The sequence below is a fragment of the Allobosea sp. NPDC055332 genome, assembly GCF_053645455.1.
The window spans coordinates 409,992-429,310 of the sequence record NZ_JBSHMO010000005.1; the positions used below are offsets into that span (position 1 = coordinate 409,992).

At 66.4% G+C, this 19,319-nt stretch carries 20 protein-coding genes; 11 read left to right on the plus strand and 9 right to left on the minus strand.

What is annotated here, in order from left to right; all coding sequences use genetic code 11:
- The first annotated feature begins 26 nt into the window (after window positions 1-26).
- The gene (locus tag ACWIGM_RS27405; protein ID WP_454029134.1) at window positions 27-800 is read left to right on the plus strand and encodes a ferredoxin--NADP reductase; all 774 of its coding nucleotides are present in this window, start codon (window positions 27-29) and stop codon (window positions 798-800) included.
- A gap of 141 nt (window positions 801-941) precedes the next feature.
- Window positions 942-1,184: a DUF3297 family protein gene (locus tag ACWIGM_RS27410; protein WP_110491996.1), complete on the plus strand. Its 243-nt coding sequence runs from the start codon at window positions 942-944 to the stop codon at window positions 1,182-1,184.
- Here the strand turns inward: ACWIGM_RS27410 and ACWIGM_RS27415 are convergent.
- Window positions 1,163-1,666: an anthrone oxygenase family protein gene (locus ACWIGM_RS27415; RefSeq protein ID WP_454029135.1), complete on the minus strand. Its 504-nt coding sequence runs from the start codon at window positions 1,664-1,666 to the stop codon at window positions 1,163-1,165. The genes ACWIGM_RS27410 and ACWIGM_RS27415 overlap by 22 nt on opposite strands.
- 84 nt (window positions 1,667-1,750) lie before the next feature.
- On the opposite strand from ACWIGM_RS27415, the gene ACWIGM_RS27420 reads away from it, so the two are divergent.
- A complete protein-coding gene (locus tag ACWIGM_RS27420) occupies window positions 1,751-2,194 on the plus strand; it encodes a MarR family winged helix-turn-helix transcriptional regulator (protein WP_454029136.1) in 444 nt (147 codons plus the stop codon).
- Between the two features lie 37 nt (window positions 2,195-2,231).
- On the opposite strand, the gene ACWIGM_RS27425 is transcribed toward ACWIGM_RS27420, so the two are convergent.
- Window positions 2,232-3,329 (minus strand): helix-turn-helix transcriptional regulator, encoded by a 1,098-nt coding sequence (locus ACWIGM_RS27425; protein ID WP_454029137.1) that lies wholly within the window; start codon window positions 3,327-3,329, stop codon window positions 2,232-2,234.
- A gap of 62 nt (window positions 3,330-3,391) precedes the next feature.
- Window positions 3,392-3,928 carry a GNAT family N-acetyltransferase gene (locus ACWIGM_RS27430; protein WP_454029138.1) on the minus strand — a complete coding sequence of 179 codons (537 nt, stop codon included), beginning with the start codon at window positions 3,926-3,928 and terminating at the stop codon, window positions 3,392-3,394.
- Window positions 3,929-4,169: 241 nt separating this feature from the next.
- Here ACWIGM_RS27430 and ACWIGM_RS27435 point away from each other — a divergent pair, with 241 nt between their 5' ends.
- From ACWIGM_RS27435 to ACWIGM_RS27445, 3 genes are all read left to right on the plus strand, one after another.
- On the plus strand, window positions 4,170-4,937 hold the full coding sequence (locus ACWIGM_RS27435) for a YiiX/YebB-like N1pC/P60 family cysteine hydrolase (RefSeq protein ID WP_454029139.1): 768 nt from the start codon (window positions 4,170-4,172) through the stop codon (window positions 4,935-4,937).
- Between the two features lie 61 nt (window positions 4,938-4,998).
- Window positions 4,999-6,804 carry a translation elongation factor 4 gene (gene lepA / locus ACWIGM_RS27440; RefSeq protein WP_454029140.1) on the plus strand — a complete coding sequence of 602 codons (1,806 nt, stop codon included), beginning with the start codon at window positions 4,999-5,001 and terminating at the stop codon, window positions 6,802-6,804.
- Between the two features lie 94 nt (window positions 6,805-6,898).
- The gene (locus ACWIGM_RS27445) at window positions 6,899-7,213 is read left to right on the plus strand and encodes a hypothetical protein (RefSeq protein ID WP_454029141.1); all 315 of its coding nucleotides are present in this window, start codon (window positions 6,899-6,901) and stop codon (window positions 7,211-7,213) included.
- Between the two features lie 61 nt (window positions 7,214-7,274).
- Here the strand turns inward: ACWIGM_RS27445 and ACWIGM_RS27450 are convergent, their stop codons facing one another.
- Window positions 7,275-7,886, minus strand: coding sequence for an HAD family hydrolase (locus tag ACWIGM_RS27450; protein WP_454029142.1), 612 nt, complete (start codon window positions 7,884-7,886; stop codon window positions 7,275-7,277).
- Between the two features lie 226 nt (window positions 7,887-8,112).
- On the opposite strand from ACWIGM_RS27450, the gene ACWIGM_RS27455 reads away from it, so the two are divergent.
- Window positions 8,113-9,021, plus strand: a complete 909-nt coding sequence (locus ACWIGM_RS27455) for a protein-methionine-sulfoxide reductase heme-binding subunit MsrQ (protein ID WP_454029143.1) — start codon at window positions 8,113-8,115, stop codon at window positions 9,019-9,021.
- Between the two features lie 3 nt (window positions 9,022-9,024).
- Here the strand turns inward: ACWIGM_RS27455 and ACWIGM_RS27460 are convergent, their stop codons facing one another.
- Together ACWIGM_RS27460 and ACWIGM_RS27465 are read right to left on the minus strand one after the other, a co-directional pair.
- Entirely contained in the window at window positions 9,025-10,284 is a 1,260-nt protein-coding gene (locus tag ACWIGM_RS27460) for an allantoate amidohydrolase (RefSeq protein ID WP_454029144.1), read from the minus strand.
- Window positions 10,285-10,353: 69 nt separating this feature from the next.
- Window positions 10,354-11,100, minus strand: a complete 747-nt coding sequence (locus tag ACWIGM_RS27465; protein WP_454029145.1) for an SDR family NAD(P)-dependent oxidoreductase — start codon at window positions 11,098-11,100, stop codon at window positions 10,354-10,356.
- A 265-nt stretch (window positions 11,101-11,365) separates the two neighbouring features.
- Between ACWIGM_RS27465 and ACWIGM_RS27470 the strand changes: the two genes are divergently transcribed.
- Complete coding sequence (locus tag ACWIGM_RS27470) at window positions 11,366-12,334, plus strand: NADPH:quinone reductase (protein ID WP_454029146.1); 969 nt, start codon at window positions 11,366-11,368, stop codon at window positions 12,332-12,334.
- Between the two features lie 45 nt (window positions 12,335-12,379).
- On the opposite strand, the gene ACWIGM_RS27475 is transcribed toward ACWIGM_RS27470, so the two are convergent.
- Window positions 12,380-13,837, minus strand: coding sequence for an undecaprenyl-phosphate glucose phosphotransferase (locus tag ACWIGM_RS27475; protein WP_454029147.1), 1,458 nt, complete (start codon window positions 13,835-13,837; stop codon window positions 12,380-12,382).
- 369 nt (window positions 13,838-14,206) lie between these two features.
- Here ACWIGM_RS27475 and ACWIGM_RS27480 point away from each other — a divergent pair, with 369 nt between their 5' ends.
- Complete coding sequence (locus tag ACWIGM_RS27480) at window positions 14,207-15,007, plus strand: WecB/TagA/CpsF family glycosyltransferase (protein ID WP_454029148.1); 801 nt, start codon at window positions 14,207-14,209, stop codon at window positions 15,005-15,007.
- Between the two features lie 59 nt (window positions 15,008-15,066).
- On the opposite strand, the gene ACWIGM_RS27485 is transcribed toward ACWIGM_RS27480, so the two are convergent.
- Window positions 15,067-16,161, minus strand: coding sequence for an AbrB family transcriptional regulator (locus ACWIGM_RS27485; RefSeq protein WP_454029149.1), 1,095 nt, complete (start codon window positions 16,159-16,161; stop codon window positions 15,067-15,069).
- Window positions 16,162-16,404: 243 nt separating this feature from the next.
- Here ACWIGM_RS27485 and ACWIGM_RS27490 point away from each other — a divergent pair, with 243 nt between their 5' ends.
- A complete protein-coding gene (locus ACWIGM_RS27490; RefSeq protein ID WP_454029150.1) occupies window positions 16,405-17,499 on the plus strand; it encodes a DMT family transporter in 1,095 nt (364 codons plus the stop codon).
- A gap of 20 nt (window positions 17,500-17,519) precedes the next feature.
- Window positions 17,520-18,455: an acetamidase/formamidase family protein gene (locus tag ACWIGM_RS27495; RefSeq protein WP_454029151.1), complete on the plus strand. Its 936-nt coding sequence runs from the start codon at window positions 17,520-17,522 to the stop codon at window positions 18,453-18,455.
- On the opposite strand, the gene ACWIGM_RS27500 is transcribed toward ACWIGM_RS27495, so the two are convergent.
- Window positions 18,452-19,297: an aldo/keto reductase gene (locus tag ACWIGM_RS27500; RefSeq protein WP_454029152.1), complete on the minus strand. Its 846-nt coding sequence runs from the start codon at window positions 19,295-19,297 to the stop codon at window positions 18,452-18,454. The genes ACWIGM_RS27495 and ACWIGM_RS27500 overlap by 4 nt on opposite strands.
- Window positions 19,298-19,319: the final 22 nt, after the last annotated feature.

A 19,319-nucleotide genomic window follows, 5' to 3' on the forward strand; every position in this document is an offset into this window, starting at 1 on the left:
CGCTAGACTATCTGAGGATCGACGAGATGAGCAATTTCTACGAGGAGCGCGTCCTCTCCGTCCATCACTGGACCGATACGCTCTTCAGCTTCACGACGACCCGCGACACGACCTTCCGCTTCAAGAACGGCCAGTTCACGATGATCGGGCTCAAGGTCGGCGAGAAGCCGCTGCTGCGCGCCTACAGCGTCGCCAGCACCAATTACGACGAGAACCTCGAGTTCTTCTCGATCAAGGTGCCGGATGGCCCGCTGACCTCGCGCCTGCAGAACCTGCAGGTCGGCGACCCCATCATCATCGGCAAGAAGGCGACGGGCACGCTGGTGCTCGACAACCTCAAGGACGGCAAGCGCCTGTTCCTGCTCGGCACCGGCACAGGCCTTGCCCCCTTCCTGTCGCTGATCCGCGACCCGGAGACCTATGAGCGCTACGAGAAGGTCGTGCTCATGCATGGCTGCCGCCAGGTCTCGGAACTCGCCTATGGCGAGCGCATCCAGAAGGAACTGCCGAACGACGAGTTTTTGGGCGAGATGATCCGCGAGCAGCTGATCTACTACCCGACCGTGACGCGCGAGCCGTTCCGGAATCGCGGCCGCATCACCGACCTCATCACCTCCGGCCAGCTCTTCAGCGATACCGGCCTGGGCCCGTTCGATCCGGCCAGCGACCGCTTCATGCTCTGCGGCAGCCCGCAGATGCTGGTCGATCTCAAGCAGATCTTCGAGGAGCGTGGCCTCGAGGAAGGCAATCACGGCGAGGCCGGCGACTACGTCATCGAGAAGGCTTTCGCCGAGCGCTGAGATCCGGCGTAGATCATTCAGAATGGCCGGCCTGTATCTTCAGGCCGGCCATTCTGCATTCACGGTCCGCCTTGCGCTTTTGCCGAACGCGCCATGGCCTGCTACCTGTCCGGCAAATCACCTCTGCAGACGAGTAGCGCCATGACCGACACCCTCCCCGACCGCCTGTCCTCCAACCCCAACAGCCCCTTCTACAACGAAGAGCTGCTGGCGAAGGATATCGGCGTCCGCTTCAAGGGCGTCGAGAAGACCAATGTCGAGGAATACTGCATCAGCGAGGGCTGGGTCCGCCTTACCGCCGGCAATGCCAAGGACCGCCACGGCAACCCGATGACGGTGAAGCTCAAGGGTGCGGTCGAGCCCTATTTCCGCAACGCCGAGTGAGGCCTGCCACGGGCGATCGCCAGCGCGAAGGCGGCGGTCGTCAGCACCGATAGTCCGGCGCGCACGGCGTGGAGCGATCCCCAGCGCTCGATCAGCGCCCGGCTCGCCGCTCCCGCCTGCTCGGCACTAAGCGCCAAGAGCGCATCGTTCACCGGCGCGATTACCAGCAGCGTGAATGGCAGGTTGGCAAGCATCAGTGCGGCGCCGATGAGCCAGAGCGGATTCCGCGCTCGCCAGAAGGCGATTGCGCCAGCAAAGCTCGCCAGCACAGCGAGCCCGGCCTGCATCCGCGCCGCACGCGGATAGCTCTCCTGCCATTGCTGCAGGAGTGGAGCATCAGCGAGTGCGAGCCGCGCTGGCTGTTCGGCGACGAGGATGTAGATCGCGGCGCCGGCGAACAAGGTCGCCAGGATCAGCGCGACGAGGCCCGTGGCGGTAACACTGCTTTGCTGCCTGGTCGTAGCGAGACTTGAGTCAGGCATGGTCGCTTCCTCGTATTGAACAGCATGCTATGTATCATTGCACAGCATGCTGTTCAATTGCAATCTCGCCGGATCGAGCCCTGCATGACCAGCTTCAAGACCAGCTCCGCCGGCTATCTCGCCAACCATGTCGCCCGCCTGTTCGCGCGCGAGCTCGCCGAGGCAGTGCGCCCGCTCGGGCTCGCCCCGGCGCAGTTCATGGTGCTGCTGGAGCTCTGGCGCGAGGAGGGGCTGACGCAGAAGGATCTGGTCGGCCGGCTCGATGTCGAGCAGGCGACCATGGCGGCGACGCTGGCCCGGATGGAGCGCGACGGGTTGATCGAGCGCCGGCCCGATCAGGCCGATGCCCGCGTCCGCCGCATACAGCTCGCGCCGCGCGCCCGGGCGTTGCAGGAGCCGGCACTCGCCGCCGCCAAGGGCGTCAATGCGCGCGCTTTGGCCGGCTTTTCCGACACCGAGCGCGAGGCGCTGCTGTCGGGCCTGCGCCGCATCGTCGGTGCGCTCTCGCGCAGCGCCGAACTCGGCTGACGGTTCGGTCTGCCTGCACCGGACCGACCGTCCGGCCTCAGCTCGGCACGGCGCCGCGCAGCAGCCCGACCAGCTCGGCCTGCCGGGTCACGCCCGTCTTGGCGAACACCTGCCTGAGGGTGGAGCGGGCCGTCCCCTCCGTCCAGCCGAGCGCGGTCGCCGCCTCGCGTGGCGGATGGCCGCCGGCGATCAGCGCGGCGAGACGCGCTTCCGACGGGGTGAGGTCGAACAGGCCGGCGACGAGATCGGGAGAGAGAGCCGCGGCCTGCACCAGCGGCGTCGCGACGAGGATCGCACTCGCCTGGGTGAACAGGTCATGCGCCGCGCCTCTGACCGGCACCAGATGGAAGATGATCGGCGGCAGATCGCCACGCGCCCGCATCGGGATCGAGCGGACCGCAGCCATGTGTCCACCTCGCCCGAGCGCTTCGAGTGCGGCCGTAAAGAGAGCGTCGGCACCAGGGTCAGTGAGTTTCAGCCGCGACGGCAGGTCTTCGACGGCGGACGGCATCAGCCGCGTCAGCAGGCTGTTGGCTGCGAGGATTCGACCGCCCTTGCCGAGGACGGCCGCTGCCAGCTTCATGAGTTCCAGCGCTGCGGCCGCGCTGCGTGCGCGCTCGACCTCCAGGTGGTTGGCGATCAGGGCGGAGCGGGCGAGATGGGGCCGGACGCGATCGAGCGCGTCGACGATCGCCCGGGGGAAGGGCCCTTCCGCATAGGGCTTCTCGACATTGAGCATCGCAAAATCGCCCGAGGGGATGGCGATCGCGGTGGCGGCGCCGGAGCCGTAGCCCCGCGGGATCAGGAAGTCGCGGTAGAGCGGCAGCGCCTCGGCCTCGCCGGGCGCGAAAACGTCGCCATCGGTGACGAAGCCGGCGTGCCGGAAGGCGATGGCCCGTTTGGTGCGCTCGTTCTGCGCCCCGCCCTGCGTGAGCCAGATCTCGTCCCACATCTCCTGGAAGGCAGCGCTCGTACTGATGACCGAGACCCGCGTCTCGCTGATCCGCGAGCAGAGTGCAGCGGTCGCGCCGCAGTCCTGTGCCAGCCCGGCAAGCCAACCCTGCCAGCGCTCCGGAATGACGGCAGCCTCGTAGAGACCGTCGATCAGCGCCTCGAATCCATCGCCGAATGGCAAATCAGTCTCCTTTCTGCAGAGTCGCAACCAGAGCTAGAGATACGCAACCAGGGCTAGCATGTTTATCGGGAAAGTGCCTTGTAGAAGAAGGTCGAGCCGCAATCGCGCCCGTCGGGCATCAGAGCATAGCGCGGGACGGTCCCGACCTCGGTCCAGCCGAGCCGGTTGTAGAGGCGTCGCGCCGCGCCCGCCTCGTCGGTGTCGAGCACCAGCAGGTCGCGCCCGAGCGCCAGTGCGGCGGCCTCGGCCGCGCGCATCAGCGCTTCGCCGATGCCGCGGCGGCGTGCCCGCGAATGCACCAGCACCTTCGCGATCTCGGCACGGTGCGGCTGATTCGGCTTCCCGACCGGGTGAAGCTGCGCCGTGCCGACGATGCCGCTCTCGTCGCGCGCGATGAAGAGCAGGATCCGCCCGCCAGCGACCTCCGCCGCGATGCCGTGCCAGAAGCTTTCGAGTTCGGCTGATGTGTTCCAATCCATGAAGCCGACCGAGGCGCCGTTCGCCACGGAATCACGCAAGATCTCCGTCAGCGCCGGTAGCGCTGCCCGGGCCCCATCCCCGTCGAGCTGTTCGATGGTCACGCTGTCCGGCCTCGTCATGATCTGTCTCCTCGCACCGCTATCCGGCGACGCGATCCATTATGCAAGATTAATTCCAGCATAGTAGATAGCGCGGAACAAGGACGCCTCGACCCGCCGTCAACCTGGATTTTACGACGTTCGGCGAATTCCGGTCTCGCCGGCGCAAATCCGGCAGGTGATTTCCGAAAAAGTCACGGGCTCGCGTTTTGCTGAGGGCCGGAAGACGCCGGAAACGGCGCCGGCGCAAGGGGAGGCGTCGATGAACAGAGGGCTGGAATATGTCGGCCGGTCGGTGGTCCGCTTCATCACGCGCGGCAAGCCGCAAAGCGGGCCGGTCGATCGCAAGGCCCTTGCGAGACTTGAGGCCGCGCTGAGACCCGGCGACGTGCTGCTGGTCGAAGGCCACATGAAGGTCTCGGCGGCGATCAAGTACCTGACGCAGTCGACCTGGTCGCACGCAGCGCTCTATGTCGGCGAGACCGGCCGGTTCAGCCCCGAGGGTGAGCCGCTGGTGCTGGCCGAAGTCGAGATGGATGTCGGCTGCGTGCTCTCGCCCCTGTCGAAATACGGCGCTTTCGGCACCCGCATCTGCCGGCCGCAGGCGCTCGACCGCGAGGGTCGCCAGATTGCGGTCGACTACGTGCTCGACCGGCTCGGAACCCAGTACGACCTCAAGAACATTCTCGACCTGGCGCGCTGGCTGGTCCCGATTCCATGGGCGCCGGCCGGTTTCCGCCGGCGCATGATCGCGCTTGGCTCCGGCGACCCGACGCGGGCGATCTGCTCGACCCTGATCGCGCAGGCCTTCGAGGCAGCGCGCTACCCCGTCCTGCCGACGGTCGAATACGCGCAGGCGATGGGCGAGGAGGATTTCCAGGAAATCCTGCATATCCGGCACCATTCACTCTACATGCCGCGTGACTTCGACATCTCGCCCTATTTTTCGGTGGTGAAGCCAACATTGGAGGCCGGCTTCGACTACAAGGCGCTGAACTGGGCACAGGAACGCCTGCTCGCGGCAGAGTGAAGCGGCACTCGATCTGCCCCACACCCTTGGCGCAAGGGTCGCGCACTGCTATGGCGCGCGCATGAGCACCCGCAGTTTCGACAACATCCGCAATTTCTCGATCGTGGCGCATATCGACCACGGCAAGTCGACGCTTGCCGACCGGCTGATCCAGCAGACCGGCACGGTCGCGGCGCGCGACATGAGCGAGCAGATCCTCGACTCGATGGATATCGAGAAGGAGCGCGGCATCACCATCAAGGCGCAGACCGTCCGGCTGGACTACCAGGCGCAGGACGGCAAGAGCTACATCCTCAACCTGATGGACACGCCCGGGCACGTCGACTTCGCCTACGAGGTCTCGCGCTCGCTGGCGGCCTGCGAGGGTTCGCTCCTCGTCGTCGACGCCTCGCAGGGTGTCGAGGCGCAGACGCTCGCCAATGTCTACCAGGCGCTCGATGCCAACCACGAGATCGTCACCGTCCTCAACAAGATCGACCTGCCGGCGGCCGAGCCGGAGCGGATCAAGCAGCAGATCGAGGACGTGATCGGCCTCGACGCCTCGGAAGCCGTACCGATCTCGGCCAAGACCGGCCTCAACATCGAGGGCGTGCTCGAGGCGATCGTCCAGAAGCTGCCGGCCCCGAAGGGCGACGCCGAGGCGCCGCTCAAGGCCCTGCTGGTCGACAGCTGGTATGACGCCTATCTCGGCGTCGTCGTGCTCGTGCGCATCATCGACGGCGTGCTGAAGAAGGGTATGACCATCCGGATGATGCGCGCCAACGCCAGCTACGGCGTCGACCGCGTCGGCGTGTTCAAGCCGAAGATGCTCGAAGTGAAGGAACTCGGACCCGGCGAGGTCGGCTTCTTCACTGCCTCGATCAAGGAAGTTGCCGACACCGCCGTCGGCGACACCATCACCGATGACAAGAAGCCGATCGCCGAGCCGCTGCCGGGCTTCAAGCCGGTGCAGCCGGTGGTGTTCTGCGGCATCTTCCCGGTCGACGCCGCCGATTTCGAGGTATTGCGCAGCGCCATGTCGCGGCTGCGCCTGAACGATGCCTCGTTCTCCTATGAGATGGAGACCTCGGCGGCGCTCGGCTTCGGCTTCCGCTGCGGCTTCCTTGGCCTGCTGCATCTGGAGATCATCCAGGAGCGGCTCGAGCGAGAGTTCAACCTCAACCTGATCTCGACCGCGCCTTCGGTCGTCTATCATCTCAAGTTGCGCGACGGCACGACGCTCGAACTGCACAACCCGGCCGACATGCCGGACGTGATGAAGATCGAGTTCATCGAGGAGCCGTGGATCCGCGCCACGATTTTCACCCCGGACGAGTATCTCGGCTCGGTGCTGAAGCTCTGCCAGGACCGGCGCGGCCTGCAGATCGATCTCAACTATGTCGGCTCGCGTGCCAAGGTCGTCTATGACCTGCCGCTGAACGAGGTGGTGTTCGATTTCTACGACCGGCTGAAGTCGATCTCGAAGGGCTATGCCTCCTTCGACTACAACATTACCGACTATCGCGAGGGCGACCTCGTGCGCATGTCGATCCTGGTCAACGCCGAGCCGGTCGACGCGCTCTCCATGCTGGTCCACCGCTCGCGCGCCGACGCACGCGGCCGGGCAATGTGCGAGAAGCTCAAGGAGCTGATCCCGCCGCATATGTTCCAGATTCCTGTCCAGGCCGCCATCGGGGGCAAGATTATCGCCCGCGAGACGATCCGGGCCCTGCGCAAGGACGTGACCGCCAAGTGCTATGGCGGCGACGCCTCGCGCAAGCGCAAGCTCCTGGACAAGCAGAAGGAAGGCAAGAAGAAGATGCGGCAGTTCGGCCGCGTCGAGATTCCGCAGGAAGCCTTCATCGCCGCGCTGAAGATGGACGACTGAGCGAGCGCTCAGCTGCATTGCCCACGGGTTCAGGGAACCATCCCGCCTGACACGATGTTGATCCTCCAGCCTTCACTCGAAGGAGGATTGCATCGTGGACAGACGCTCTTTCCTCGCAAGTCTGATCGGCGGCCTGGCGGCTGCCAGCGGCCTCGGTACGGCGGCGATCGCCGCGCCGCAGCCGAAGCCGGCAATAGAGCCTCGCCGGCCTGACGAGACGCCGCAGGTCGACCCGGAAGCCCTCGACAAGGCCGACGCGGACTACGCCCACTACTACTACCGCCGTCGTCGTCGGCGGCGCTGGCGCAGGCGCTATTGGCGGCGCCGCTATTATTACAGGCCCCGCTACTATTACCGCCGCCGCTATTACCGGCCACGCTACTATTATCGCCGGCGTTACTACTGGTAGCGCTCGGCGACCGCCTGAGCGTCCTGCAGGGGCTCTTGCACGTGCAGGACGCTGTCAGGTGTCAGAGATTGGCGCCGAGGCCGCGCAGTTTAGCCCGTAGGTCGATCGGCTCGACGAAATGGATCGCCTGCATGCCGACCGCGCGGGCGGCCTCGATGTTTTTGGCGCTGTCGTCGACGAAGATGCACTCGCCGGCGTTCAGCCCGTAGCGCTCCAGCAGCACGTTGTAGATCGCCGGATCGGGCTTGAGCAGCCGCTCATGCGCCGAGACGATCACGCCGTCGAAGCTCTGCAGGAAGGGAAAGCGGATCAGGCACTCGGCCCATTTCTCGCGCGAGAAATTGGTGATCGCGTAGACTTCTTCGCCCTTCGCCTTGAGATCGGCGAGTACAGAGACGCTGTCTTCAATCGTCGAAGGCACCGTCTCGTGCCAGCGCTCGTCGAAAGCCTTGATCTCAACCTCCCATTCGGGATGCTCTGCGACCAGCAGCGCGACGGCTTCCGACCAGGGCCGACCGCGATCCTGCTCGATATTCCAGGCGGCGGTGCAGACATTCCTGAGGAACCAGTCACGCTTGGCGTCGTCCGGGATCAGGCTGCGGTAGAGATGGAACGGATCCCAGCGCAGCAGGACATTGCCGACATCGAATACGACCTTGCGATTCTCAGGCACGACAGGCTTCTCCATTCCAGTTCGCAGCGATGGGATCGCGCGGCTCACGTCCTTGTGCGCGAGCGAGCGTAACTTTCACAGCGATTCTGGCGTATTCGCGTTGGAGCATTTTCGAGCGAAGTGGATACCGGTTCGCGTAAAGAAAATGCGACCAGCCGGGAGCGAGAGCATTTCCGCGATCCGAAGGAACGCGGAAATGCTCTGGGATCGACAATCAAGGTGACGAATGGCTTTCGCAGCAACAGGCAGCTATTGGCCGTGGAATGACCGGCAGGGACGCTTCTCCGCCCTGCGCGCCGGCTGTTTCGCGCTCGTGCTCGTCCCCGCGCTGATCCTCGCCTGGCAGGCCTGGAGCCATCAGCTCGGCTCGAAACCGTGGACGCAGGCGGTACACGATACCGGCACCTGGGCCCTGCGCATCCTCGTCATCACCCTCGCCGTCACGCCGCTGCGTCGCATCCTCGACTGGAACAAGCTGATCGGCATCCGCCGCATGCTCGGGCTCTCGGCCATGGCCTACGCACTCGGCCATCTCACACTCTACTGCATCGACCTCGCCTTCGACTGGGGCCTGATCCTCTCCGAGATCGTCAAGCGCTTCTATCTCGTCGTCGGCATCACCGCTCTGATCGGGCTCGTCGTGCTCGGCGCCACCTCGACCGACGGCATGATCCGCCGGCTCGGCTCAGGCCGCTGGCAGCGCCTGCACAATATCGTTTACCTGATCGCCTGCCTCGGCCTGTTCCATTTCGCGCTGCAGTCGAAGATCGACGTCACCCAGCCGGTGCTGCTGACCGGCCTGTTCGCGCTGCTGATGGCTTATCGTGGCCTCAACCGCCTCGGCATGTCCTTGAGCTTCACCTCGCTGGCGTTGACCGCCCTGGCGACGGGCCTCGCCACCGCGCTGGCCGAGACGGCCTGGTATGCCTTCGCCACCGGCGCCTCGGCCTGGCTGATCTTCCAGGCCAATGCCGACATCGTCGTCTACCAGGACTGGACGGCGCTGCGTCCCGGGCACTGGGTTGCAGCTGTCGGGCTCGCGCTCGCGGTCCTGCATCTCTTCCGCAAGCCGGCACCGAGGCCGGAGCGGCGTCAGCGTCGCCCGGCGATGGCCTCCGAGGCCGCCGGCGGCTGAGGCTCAGCCCTCGCGCCGCGCCAGCTCCAGGATGGTCTCGATCAGCACGCGGATGGCGATGCCGGCATCGAGCTCGGTCATGTTCTCCAGCGGCGAATGGCTGATGCCCTTCTCGCAGCGCACGAACAGCATGGCCGAGGGGCAGAGCCGCGCCATCGCCATGGCATCGTGGCCGGCGCCGGAGGGCAGCCGCCGAGCCGAGAGATTGGAGCCGGTGCGGGCGATGCCGGTGGCGAGCGCGTCCTGCAGCTCGGCCGCCATCGGCGTCGCATCCTCGCGCGAATAGGGCGTGATCGAGAGGCCGACGCCACGCCGGGCCGCGATCTCGCCAAAGCGCTGCTGGATCTGACGCTCCATGCTCGCGACGGTCTCAGCCAGAGGCGCGCGATAATCGATGGTGAACTCGGCCGCGCCGGGCACGACATTGGTGGCACCGGGATCGGGCCGGAACACACCGACCGTGCCGACGGCCTGAGCGTGCGCACCGGCGATCTCCTCCAGCGCGAGCGCCATTTCGGCGGCGGCGGTGAGTGCATCCTTGCGCAGGGTCATCGGCACGGTGCCGGCATGGCCGGCCTCGCCGCTGACGCGCACGGCGGCGCGGCTCTGGGCATTGATCGCAGTGACGATGCCGACCGACTCGTTCTCGACCTCGAGCACCGGGCCTTGCTCGATATGGACTTCGAGATAGGCCTTGACCGAGCCCGGTTTGCGGGCAAGCGCCGTAATTCCCGCCGGATCGCCGCCAAAGGCGATGAGCGCGTCGCGCAGCACAACGCCGTCGGCGTCGCGCGAATCGAGCCAGGCCGGGTCGTAATGGCCGATCAGCGCCGAAGAGGTCGAGAGCGAGGTCGGGAAGCGCACCGTCTCCTCGTCGCCGAAGGCGATGACCTCGAGTGCGAAAGGCAGGGTGATGCCGGCGTCGCGGATCGCCTGCGCCGCCAGGATGCCGGCGACGACACCGAGATTGCCGTCGAAGCGGCCGCCATCGCGGACCGTGTCGATATGCGAGCCGATCAGCACCGCTGGCAGGCCGGGGCTCGCGCCCTCGCGCCGTCCCTGCACCGAGCCGGCGGCATCGATGAAGGCGGTCAGCCCCGACACCTCCATCGCGCCCTTGACGTATTCCGCCCCCTGCCGGTGAGAAGGCGAAAGATAGAGCCGCGTCAGCTTGCCCGGTTCGTCGCTGAACCGGTTGAGGCCGGCAAGAGCGGCGAAGGCGCGGGCGCCGAGGACGGCGGGAGAAGGCAGGGTCGTGGTCATGGGATCAACCTAGCGGGCCGGCCATGGGCATGGCCAGCCCGCTTTAGCGCGGCAGGATCGATTTGGCTGTCAGTAGGTCGCGCGCCCGCCCGACAGGTCGAAGACCGCGCCGGTCGTGAAGCTGTTCTCGGCCGAGGCGAGGAAGGCGACCATCGACGCGACCTCGTCGGGCTGCAGGAAGCGTCCGCGCGGGATCTTGGCCAGCATGTAGCCGATATGCTCCTCGCTCATCTGGTCGAAGATGCGGGTGCGGGCGGCGGCCGGGGTGATGCAGTTCACTGCGATATCCTGCTGCGCCAGCTCCTTGCCGAGCGATTTGGTCAGCGCGATCACCGCCGCCTTCGAGGCCGAATAGGCCGAGGCGTTGGGGTTGCCCTCCTTGCCGGCGATCGAGGCGACCAGCACGAGCCGGCCGTAATTGCGCTTGATCATGCCGGGGATCACCGCCTGGCAGCAATGCAAGGTGCCGTCGACATTGAGGCGCATGATCCTGGCCCATTCGTCGAGCGGGTACTCCCAGGTCTTCAGGTTGGGTCCGGCGATGCCGGCGCTGGTGACGAGGATGTCGACGCTGCCATGGCGCTGCTCGAGCTCGGCCGCGGCCGCGTTGACCGCTTTGGCATCGGTCACGTCGATGGCGAGCCCGCTCGCGGCCGGCCCGATCGCCGCTGCCGCCTCACTGGCGAGCTTGCCGTCGAGATCCCAGATCGCGACCTTGGCGCCGCTGGCCGCGAGGCGCTCGGCCACGGCGCGCCCAATCCCCTGCGCACCGCCGGTGACGATGGCGACGCGATCCTTTAAATCGATTTGGTTCATTGAAAGATGCCCCTCCGAGGTCCGGGAAGCCTAACCGAAAGGCTGCGGCGACGAACACCTCATTTTACATGAGCGTGTTGCGTTCACTCCGATGCGGGAAGCGACGGGCCGAGCATGCGATGCGATGGTCATCTTCGCTTGCTGCCAGCCCCCCGGGGGCGGCACAGCTTCAGATAGCGGCTACGCCACCTGCCGGGGAACTCGTCAGGATGGTCCTGCTGCGCTATCCTGCCGGCAGTCTCCTGACAGCGGAAGGCCGGCCAACATGCGCGCCGTCTTCTATGAAGCCAACGGGCCTGCGCGGGATGTATTGCAGGTGGGCGAGGTGCCGACGCCCGAGCCCGGTTCCGGTGAAGTGCGGGTGCGGCTGCAGGCATCGGGAGTCAACCCGTCGGATGTGAAGAGCCGCGGGCACCGCAAGCTGGCCTTTCCGCGCGTGATCCCCCACAGCGACGGGGCCGGCGAAATCGAGGCGGTCGGCGAGGGGGTCCCGAAATCGCGGGTCGGCGAGCGCGTCTGGGTCTGGAACGGGCAATGGCAGCGCCCGTTCGGAACGGCAGCCGAGCAAATCGTGCTGCCCGCCCGGCAAGCGGTGCGTCTGCCCGATAATATCGGCTTTCAGGACGGGGCCACGCTCGGAATACCCGCGCTGACTGCCTTTCATGCCGTCGAACTGGCAGGCGCTGAAAGCGGCGCGACCTTGCTCGTGTCGGGCGGCGCGGGTTCGGTGAGCCAATACGCTATCCAGGTCGCCAAATCGCGGGGCGCGACCGTCATCACCACGATATCCTCGCCGGACAAGGCTATGGTCGCACGCGAGGCCGGCGCCGATCATTGCATCGACTACAGGCACGAGGACGTCGGAGGGCGTATCGCCGAGATCACAGGTGGGCACGGCGTCGATGCGATCATCGAGATGAACCTGTCCGCGAACGCCGGATTGATAGCGGCTGCGCTGCGGCCAAAAGGCCGCGTCATCGTCTACGGCACCGATGCAGAGGCGACGATCCCGGCCTTCGCCTGTCTCGTCAATTCCGTCACGCTGCGTTTCTTCCTGATCTATCAGCTCGACGCGGAGCAGCGCGATCTTGCTGTCGCCGGGGTCACGGATGCGCTGGAGCAGGGACGGATGACCAGCCGCATCGGGCCGACCTTCACACTCGCCGAAACCGCCGCGGCGCATGAGGCGGTCGAGCGCGGGACGATTGGCAACGTCGTCGTGACCATCCCCTAGCTTTGCAGCGCCCGGAGCTATCCTGACGACAGGGTCTGCCGCCGCTCAGCGGGCATTGCGGAAGGCGCGCGGGCTGAACGCGGTGCGCAAGATGATGCCGATGTCCAACCAGAACGACCAGTTGTCGATGTACCAGTGGTCATAGGCGATGCGCCTTGCCATCTTGTCGTCGGTATCGGTTTCGCCGCGCAGGCCGTTGACCTGGGCCCAGCCCGTGATGCCGGGCTTGACGTTGTGGCGCCTGGCATAGAGCGCGATCTTGCGCTGGAACTCGCGGTCATGGGCGAGCGCATGCGGGCGCGGCCCGACCAGCGACATCTGGCCGGCGATGACGTTGAGCAGCTGCGGCAGCTCGTCGAGATTGTAGCGCCGCAGGAAGCCGCCGATCCGGGTGATGCGCGGATCGTTGCGCGTCGCCTGCTTGACCACCTCACCATCATCCGTCGTCGTCATGGTGCGGAACTTGAAGATGCGGAAGGGCTCCTGGTTGAAGCCGTAGCGGCGCTGCAGGAACAGCACCGGGCCCTTCGAGTCGAACTTGATCGCGATCGCGACGAGCAGCAGCACCGGCAGGCTCGCGATCAGGATTGCGCTCGCGGCGAGGACATCGAAGACGCGCTTGAACATGATCTGCGCGAAGGACAGGGCCGGGCGCGTCAGCCGCAGCGAGGCGAGCGAGCCGATGCGCACGATATGGGGATTGTCGAACCGGTCCATGACGCGCTCCGGCGTCAGATGGATCGCCACCGGCAGGTTCATGAAGGCGTCGATGCAGGCATCGATCGTCTCCTGGTCCGACCAGGGCAGGGCGATGAAGACGGCATCCGGCTTGAGGTCGCGGGCGCGGGCGGAGGCCGTGGCGAGATCGGCGGCGAGCGCCGCCTGCGGATCGTTGATCCGGCGCGGATCGTTGCTGCGCAGGAAGGCGACGTCGACGATCGAGAAGCCGATGTTCCAGGGCTGGTGGCGCGAGACGAAGGACATCACCTCGCTCTCGCGGCCGATCAGGAAGACGCGCTCGGAGGTGATCCGCCCGGTCTTCGAGGCCATGGAGATGGTGCGCACGATCGCCGAACGGGCGAGTGCGATCAGCGGGACGCCGGCGACATAGGTGGCGAGGACGACGGCGCGTGAGAACTGGTCGTTGACCTTGGCCATGAACACGATCGCGACGAAGGCGATCATCGTCAGGTTCCAGACCGTGAAGGCCGAGGCGATCTGGCCCTTGGTCGAGAGGTAGTTCTCCAGCCGGTAGCGGCCGCGCATCAGATTGGTGAAGACGAAGATCGCGGCGATCATCGAGGCGAGCTCGACGGTGACCTTGTCGTTGCCGAGATGGCGGTAGGCGACGAAGTGATAGGCGATCGAGGTGCCGCCGACGACGATCAGCACGGTCATCGCATCGACCGCCGCGGTGATCAGCCCGATCCAGTGACGCAGCGCATTGGCGCGCTGGTCGGCTGCCGTGGCGACTTCGTAGTTCAGGTCGTTGACACTCATCATGCCGCGCTCGCTTCCAAGACCGGCAAAGCCGGTCGCGGGCGGTCTGGAATCGGCACAGGGGATGCGCCGACAGCCGCCTCGGCTGCCGAGGTGGCAAGGGCGATGCCGCAGAGGCATGCGGTCGATTTCGCGGAAAATGCGCCGGATTCGGCCCAGCTGAACCGGGGCGGGACGCAGCGCGGGCAGGGCGTGTCCCATTACGGGACAGCCCGTCGGACAGGGGGCTGGCGGAGCGATAAGGCGCGCTATCGGATCAGGGAAAGGCCGCGTTCATCCTATGACGGGGTTCCGCTTGACCCGCGCAGGAAACGCAATGAAGACAATAACCTGCGCCGTCAGCATGGGCGACGTGCGCCAGCAGCGATCGAGATGAACGTCGTTCTCTTCCAGACTTCGCAGCGACGGACTGCGCTTTCCGCCCCGCCCGAACCGCCGCGCCGCGTCATCGCCGGCGTCCCGGTCGCAGCGCTGACGCGCGAGGACGCGCTCGCGCTGATCGACCACGCCTTCGACGGCGGCGGCCACCTGCGCCTGGCCTACTGCAACGCCAACCTCGTCAACATCGCCGCGCGCGATCCGGGCCTGCGTGAACGCCTTGCCGATTTCCTGATCCTGCCTGACGGGATCGGCGTCGATATCGGCTCGCGCCTGCTCTACGGCGCGGCCTTCCCGGCCAATCTCAACGGTACCGATTTCACGCCGGCCATCCTTTCCGCCCGCAAGCGGCCACTTCGCGTGATGCTGCTCGGCGGCCGGCCGGGTGTCGCCGAGCGCGCCGCGGCGAGGTTGCGCACCGACCATCCCCAGCATCGCTTTTCGGTGCTGAGCCATGGCTATTTCGAACCGGCAGAGGAGTCGGCCCTGCTGGCGCGGCTCGCGCATGAACGGCCCGATCTGCTGCTGGTCGCCTTCGGCAATCCGCGGCAGGAGCAGTGGATCGCCGACAGGATCGATGCGCGCCACTGCGCGGTCGCAGCCGGCATCGGCGCGCTGTTTGACTTCCTTGCCGGCGAGGTGGCGCGGGCGCCGGAGACCTTCCGCGCCCTGCGGATCGAATGGGTCTATCGCCTTTGGCTCGAGCCGCGCCGGCTCTGGCGGCGCTATGTCGTCGGCAACCCCGCCTTCCTCATGCGGGTGCTGCACCAGAAGCTGGCAGGGCGGAGCGCCTGACGGCGCCTAATTCCTTGGCGCGTCGGACCGAAAAGTGGACTCCACTTTTCGGTCCGACACTAAGGCTTCTTCCCGACGATGAAACCGAAGAGCGGGCCAGCGCCGATCATCACCAGGAAGACCCTGATGATGTGGTGGGCCGCGACGAAGGCGACCTCGGTGTGCAGCGCCAGCGCGATCAGGCTCATCTCGGCAAGTCCCCCCGGCGAATAGGCCAGGATCAGCGGCACCGGCTTGTGGCTGGAGACATGCGCGACTGCAAAGGCGAAGACCAGCGTCAGCACCACCAGGATCACGGTCGAGCCGAGCGAGAGCAAGAGGATGCGCAGGATCGCCTGCGGCGGCGTGCCGACGAAGCGGCAGCCGATGGTCACGCCGAGGATGAGCTGGGCGACATTGACGATCTCGTAGGGCGGCACGGAATCGCTGAGCCCGACGAGATGCACGATGGCTGAGACCAGCATCGGCCCCAGCAACTGCTTGGCCGGCAGGCGCAGTGCATGGGCCAGCATCACCCCGGCGATCGCACTGGCGGCCAGCCAGAACCAGCCCAGCGCCGATGTCTGGAACATCGACGGGCCCTGGTTGCGGTTGATGCCGAGCGAGACGCCTTCGAGCCATTGCACGATGAAAGGCAGCGTCATCACCACCAAGAGGATGCGGGCGGAATGGATCAGCGCGATGGTGCGGGCATCGCCACCCTTCTCCTCGCCGGTGATCACCATCTCGACGAGCCCGCCGGGCATGCCGGAGAAGAAGGCGGTCACCGGGTCGTAGCCGGCGACGCGGCGAAAGTAAGTGACGCAGCACAGGCCGCAGGCCACCATGAACAGCACCAGCCCGCCGATGGTCGGCAGCCAGTTCGGCATCTGCGCGATGATCTCCGGCTTGAAGCCGGAGCCGAGCATCACCCCGATCACCGCCGACATGGGCGGACGGATCACCGGCGGGGCGGCCACCGGGGTGCGGGCGATCGCGGCGGCGGTGCAGAACACCATCGAGCCGAGCATCCAGGGCAGTGGCAGGCGGTAATGCGCGAAGAGCCAGCCCCCGATCGTGCCGAGCGCGAGGGCGAACAGGAAACGGCGCCAGGGAAAGCGTCGCGGCGACAATTCACGCACGCCATTGACCGCATCCCTCAGCAGATCCCGCATCGCCCCGATCACCTCCCTGGACGCATGTCGATGGCAGCGCCACGGCGCTGCTATACGCCATTCGCATGGCGATGACAGGGCTTTGTCGGCATGCCGCCTCTGCCCTCGCGGCGGAGCGAACGGCCGTCACAACAACCCAGCCATGCTCGCAAGCCACTGACGAACGGGCGGAAAATCGGTGACAGTCGAGTCCTGCAGATATCTGATAGGCCGTCGGCGTCTTCCGCCCGGCTCGAGGCAGCCATGAGCGAAGACCGCCTTTCGGAAGCGACCGGTCGCGGCAGCGAAGGCATCGGCCTGGCCGAAGCGCTGCCGGTTTCGGCCGATGAGGACGGCAGTCCGGCGGAACCTCCCGAATCGCGCCGGCCGGAACGGCCACTGCCGCCGGTTCTGTCCGCCCCCTCTCGCGAGAGTTGGGTTGCCGCGCGCCGCAATAGCGCCCACCTGTGGTGGCGCCGGGCAAGCCCGAATCTGCGCGGCACCGTCTACATGATCACCGCGCTCCTGGTTTACGCGGTGATGGTCGGCGCCTTCAAACATCTCGGCACGGCGATCCCGCTGGTCCAGACGCTGATGATCCGCCAGATCATCATGAGCGCGGTGGTCGTCGCCATCGCCGGTAGCAGCCTGCCCCTGGCGCTGAAAACGGATCGGCCCGGCCTGCAGATCTTCCGCGGCCTGATCACGCTCGCCTCGATGCTCTGCGGCTTCAGCGCCCTCATCCATATCCCGCTCGCCCAGGCGACCTCGATCAGCTTCAGCCAGGTGCTGTTCGTCACCGTCGCCGCTGTGCTGATCCTGAAGGAGCGCGTCGACACGGCGCGCTGGGTCGCGACCATCCTCGGCTTCGTCGGCGTGCTGATCATGCTCAACCCCTCGGGCGAGGGCTTGAACTTCTGGGCGTTGATGTCGCTCGGTGGCGCGGTCTTCGGCGCCGGCATCACCATCAGCGTGCGCATCCTCGGCACCAGCGAGCGCACCGAGACGATCCTGATCTATCAGGGCCTGGTGCTGATGGTCGTCCTCGCCTGGCCGGCCTGGGCGCTCTGGGTCTGGCCGACGCAGGAGCAGTGGTTTTGGCTGGTGCTGCTCAGCCTGTTCGGCACCGCCGGGCAATGGCTGATCACCAAGGCCTATCAGGTCGGCGAGGCCGCGGCTCTGGCGCCGCTCGATTTCAGCCGCCTGATCCTGTCCGTTTTCACCGGCTTCGTCTTCTTCGCCGAGGTGCCGTCGCTGACGACGCTCGCCGGCGCCGCCATCGTCATCGGCGCGACGCTCTACACCATGCGCCGCAACGCCCGCGGCCGCCCGGGCTCCGACCTCTCCTCTCCGCCCTGACCGACGAACGAGACCCGACCATGGCGCATCACCAGCTCGACGCTTCGCTCGCCACTTGCCATTGGGGCTATTTCGACGCCGGGCTGAAGCCGGTGCTGGAGATCGAGAGCGGCGACAGCGTCACCATCCGCACCGTCACCGGCGGTCCCGCCCATCTGCCTGACGGTAATGCGACGATCCCGCCGGAGATCCACGAGATCCATGAAAAGGCCGAGCGCATGGTGCCCGGCCACATCCTCACCGGGCCGATCGCTGTGAAGGGCGCCAAACCCGGCCAGGTGCTGGAGGTGCAGATCAGGAGCGTCAGGCCGCGCACCGATTTCGGCTACACCATGTTCCGGCCGCTCGGCGGCACGCTGCCGGACGAGTTCGATTATCACGCCTTCCGCTATATCCATCTCGACCGCGAGCGGAACGTCGCCAACCTGCCCTGGGGCATGGAATTGCCGCTTGCGCCCTTCTTCGGCGTTATGGGTACGGCGCCGCCGGCGCATTGGGGCCGGGTGACCTCGCTGATCCCGCGCGCCTTCGGCGGCAATATCGACAACAAGGAACTCGGTGCCGGCGCGACACTCTATTTGCCGGTTTTCGTCGAGGGCGCCCTGTTCTCTTGCGGTGACGGCCATGGCGCGCAGGGCGATGGCGAGGTCTGCATCACCGCGATCGAGACGGCACTCGAAGGCACTTTCGAGTTCCATCTGCGCGAGGATCTATCCTATGCGATGCCGCGCGCCGAGACGAAGAGCCACCACATCACCATGGGGATCGATCCCGATCTCGATATCTGTGCCCAGAACGCCTTGCGCGAGATGATCGGCCTGATCACTGCGCGCACGAAGCTGACGCGGGACGAGGCCTATATGCTCTGCAGCCTCGCGGCGGACCTCAGGGTGACCCAGACGGTCAACGGCTCCAAGGGCATCCACTGCATGCTGCCGAAGAGCCTGGTGGCCTAGAGCATCGGCAGACCGCGCGGCTTCGGTCCGCGCGGGAAGGCGGCGTCGAGCCGGGCGATATCGTCATTGTCGAGCGTAAGCCCGAGCGCGCCGGCATTGTCCTGCGCATGGCTGGCCTTGGCGGCCTTCGGAATCGCGACGACCGACGAATTGCGCGTCAGGAAGGCAAGCGCGACCTGGCGCGGGCTCGCGCCATGGGCGCTGGCGATCTCGGCCAGCAGCTTGCCTTGTGCCGAGCGCTCTTCCGGGAAATCGTCCTGTCCGAACGGGCTGTAGGCGGTGACGGCGACGCCGTTGCGCTCGCACCACGGGATCACCGCATGCTCGATCGCCCGCTCGCGCAGGTGGTAGAGCACCTGGTTGCAGGCGATCCTGCCGGGCCCGGCGACGCGCAGCGCCTCGTTGAGATCGGCGACGTCGAAATTGCTGACGCCCCAGGACGAGATCTTGCCCTCGGTCCTGAGCTCCTCGAAGGCTGCGAAGGTCTCGGCCAAAGCGTACGAGCCGCGCCAGTGCAGCAGATAGCAGTCGAGCCGATCGGTCCTGAGCCGGCGCAGCGATTGCTCGCAGGCCTTGCGCGTTCCGGCCTTCGAGGCGTTGTGCGGCAGCACCTTCGAGACCAGGAAGACCGCGTCGCGCCGTCCCACGAGCGCCTCGCCGGTGATCTCTTCGGCCAGGCCATCGCCATACATCTCGGCGGTGTCGATATGGGAGAGGCCGAGATCGAGCCCGCGCCGCAGCGCCGCGATCGCCTCGCCGCGGGGCGCGCGCTCGATGTTCCAGGTGCCCTGGCCGATCCGCGAGACGGCTGGACCGCCATTTCCAAAAACTCGTGTCGTCATGCCCATGACCTTAGCGACGCTC

What these genes read in the sequence shown, in the direction of transcription:
- ACWIGM_RS27405 (WP_454029134.1), top strand. Translation starts at nt 27, where the DNA reads ATGAGCAATTTCTACGAGGAGCGCGTCCTCTCCGTCCATCACTGGACC.
- ACWIGM_RS27410 (WP_110491996.1), top strand. Translation starts at nt 942, where the DNA reads ATGACCGACACCCTCCCCGACCGCCTGTCCTCCAACCCCAACAGCCCC.
- ACWIGM_RS27415 (WP_454029135.1), bottom strand. Translation starts at nt 1,666, where the DNA reads ATGCCTGACTCAAGTCTCGCTACGACCAGGCAGCAAAGCAGTGTTACC.
- ACWIGM_RS27420 (WP_454029136.1), top strand. Translation starts at nt 1,751, where the DNA reads ATGACCAGCTTCAAGACCAGCTCCGCCGGCTATCTCGCCAACCATGTC.
- ACWIGM_RS27430 (WP_454029138.1), bottom strand. Translation starts at nt 3,928, where the DNA reads ATGACGAGGCCGGACAGCGTGACCATCGAACAGCTCGACGGGGATGGG.
- ACWIGM_RS27435 (WP_454029139.1), top strand. Translation starts at nt 4,170, where the DNA reads ATGAACAGAGGGCTGGAATATGTCGGCCGGTCGGTGGTCCGCTTCATC.
- lepA (WP_454029140.1), top strand. Translation starts at nt 4,999, where the DNA reads ATGAGCACCCGCAGTTTCGACAACATCCGCAATTTCTCGATCGTGGCG.
- ACWIGM_RS27455 (WP_454029143.1), top strand. Translation starts at nt 8,113, where the DNA reads ATGGCTTTCGCAGCAACAGGCAGCTATTGGCCGTGGAATGACCGGCAG.
- ACWIGM_RS27460 (WP_454029144.1), bottom strand. Translation starts at nt 10,284, where the DNA reads ATGACCACGACCCTGCCTTCTCCCGCCGTCCTCGGCGCCCGCGCCTTC.
- ACWIGM_RS27465 (WP_454029145.1), bottom strand. Translation starts at nt 11,100, where the DNA reads ATGAACCAAATCGATTTAAAGGATCGCGTCGCCATCGTCACCGGCGGT.
- ACWIGM_RS27470 (WP_454029146.1), top strand. Translation starts at nt 11,366, where the DNA reads ATGCGCGCCGTCTTCTATGAAGCCAACGGGCCTGCGCGGGATGTATTG.
- ACWIGM_RS27475 (WP_454029147.1), bottom strand. Translation starts at nt 13,837, where the DNA reads ATGATGAGTGTCAACGACCTGAACTACGAAGTCGCCACGGCAGCCGAC.
- ACWIGM_RS27480 (WP_454029148.1), top strand. Translation starts at nt 14,207, where the DNA reads ATGAACGTCGTTCTCTTCCAGACTTCGCAGCGACGGACTGCGCTTTCC.
- ACWIGM_RS27485 (WP_454029149.1), bottom strand. Translation starts at nt 16,161, where the DNA reads ATGCGGGATCTGCTGAGGGATGCGGTCAATGGCGTGCGTGAATTGTCG.
- ACWIGM_RS27490 (WP_454029150.1), top strand. Translation starts at nt 16,405, where the DNA reads ATGAGCGAAGACCGCCTTTCGGAAGCGACCGGTCGCGGCAGCGAAGGC.
- ACWIGM_RS27495 (WP_454029151.1), top strand. Translation starts at nt 17,520, where the DNA reads ATGGCGCATCACCAGCTCGACGCTTCGCTCGCCACTTGCCATTGGGGC.
- ACWIGM_RS27500 (WP_454029152.1), bottom strand. Translation starts at nt 19,297, where the DNA reads ATGACGACACGAGTTTTTGGAAATGGCGGTCCAGCCGTCTCGCGGATC.